Annotated in this window: 3 protein-coding genes; all 3 read right to left on the bottom strand. The window is 23.9% G+C overall.

The features are described 5' to 3' along the window. On the bottom strand, positions 1-1065 hold a 1065-nt coding region (locus EHV01_RS05230), incomplete at its 3' end, for a hypothetical protein (RefSeq protein WP_422066533.1). A gap of 47 nt (positions 1066-1112) precedes the next feature. Further along, a complete protein-coding gene (locus EHV01_RS05225; RefSeq protein ID WP_422065968.1) occupies positions 1113-1475 on the bottom strand; it encodes a hypothetical protein in 363 nt (120 codons plus the stop codon). Further along, positions 1475-1793: hypothetical protein (locus EHV01_RS05220; RefSeq protein ID WP_422066532.1), on the bottom strand; the 319-nt coding region annotated here is incomplete at its 5' end. The genes EHV01_RS05225 and EHV01_RS05220, both read right to left, overlap by 1 nt.

Here is a 1793-nt window from a genome sequence, read left to right as displayed (position 1 = left end):
ATTATGTCCAATATCAACATTATATTTAAAATAACCATTTGCTCGTACATCAAAATCTTTAATAACCTTATTACCTTTATAATTTAAAGCAACATCTTTAACTGTTAAATTGTTTGGGTTAGTTGCTTGTGTTAATTTTCTATCAGTATTTAAGTATCCCTCATAATTCTTTTTAATCTCTTGGTTAGATTGACCTTGTTTTCTTTTTAATCAATTATCATATTGTCCATTTACAGCAGGTATCCCATTAGTTAATAAATAAGTAGTTAAAGGCTTTGAAGATTTTGTTAAACTATCGGCAACTGGCATTTTTAAATCATCAATAAATAATCTTCGTTGTGGATATACTTTTTCATTTCATTTGCCTAAATTTTCAATAGGTCGACCAAAAATAACTGGTGCAGTAAAGCCATTATTACCTAATAATGTTAATTGAATACTTTTAATTCCATTATCACCAGTAAATTTTTCATTAATTTCATAATCTTTGGGAATACCTAAATCATCTCATATTATTTTAGGTATAACATAACCTTCACCTGCTGCTGAAAATTGTACGAATTGCTGAATAGTTTGCCCAGTAGTATTAATATAATCTTTAACATAACTAAAAGTAATAACTCAATATACTAATTCATTTAAATCATTATATTTTGGTTGAGCATTTGAAATAAACATTAATAAATTATCATCAACATCTTCTTTATCAGATTGTAAAGGAACTAAATAAAATCTTAAAAAATCTTCTCTTTGAAAATTATAAGTAGTTTCAATTGTAATTGTACGATCAAGATATCAAGCGTTATATTCTCCAAAATATTCTTCACCACCTAATTTAGAAAACTCAACAGTATCATTAATATTAACAATATGACACTTATAACCATCACCTTTAAATTTTCTTTTAATAGCAAAATTATCTAATGCTTTATTAATTTTTTGTAAATTAATAACATAAACATTAAAACCATTTTCGTTATTAATTTTTTCTCAAATATCATTAACTGGATAATTATTCTCAGGTTCTTCTTTATTAATAAAAACTTGTTTTGTTGCATCTCACAAATAAGTTTTTTCGGTACTAGTAATATATAAATAACTAATTTTATCTGTTAAACTTTTTTAAAATCATCAATAGAATAAGTAAATCATTCTTTTTCTTTTTGGAAAAAATCATAATTTCAAATATCAGGGATATGTCTAGATCTAATTTTAATTGCATTTTTTCATTGTGCTATAATTCCCTCTTTACCAGTAAATATTTGCGACATTTGAGTAAAGTTTTGTGGTACTCCATTATTAGGTTGAAAACCTTTATCAGTAATATTTACTAAGCCAGTTTTAATAATAAATGGAAAAAAGAAATAATTACTTTTAATATCAATATCTAATTTAGTTAAATCAGAACGAACACTATTATCCATTATTATTTCATTTAAGTTTTTAAAAATACTATTAATATTCGGTACTTGCATTATTGTATATCTCCTTTAATATCTTCTTCTCTTGTTTGATTTTCTTCATCATCAATATAACTCATTTCTTGTTGTAGTTGTTCTTTTTGTTCTGTTTTAATTTCTTCAAACATCATTCGTGCTTTTTTATTTGTCACCTTATCTTGTTTATGAATTGCATCAATATGAGTAATAGTTCCATTATTTAATCTTCTATCAATTACTTCTGATTGGGTAATTTCATTAATAATAGAAATATCAATAAATTCTAATGTATAAGGTCTAACATTATCGTTATTTGGATTATTATCATTTAAGTTATCTCATTTTTTATAATAT

The sequence above is a fragment of the Spiroplasma sp. hy2 genome, assembly GCF_044714365.1.
GTDB classification, from domain to species: Bacteria; Bacillota_I; Bacilli_A; order Mycoplasmatales; family Mycoplasmataceae; genus Spiroplasma; species Spiroplasma phoeniceum.
Note: the sequence above shows the minus strand (reverse complement) of the source record. Positions and strands in the feature narration are given on the sequence as shown.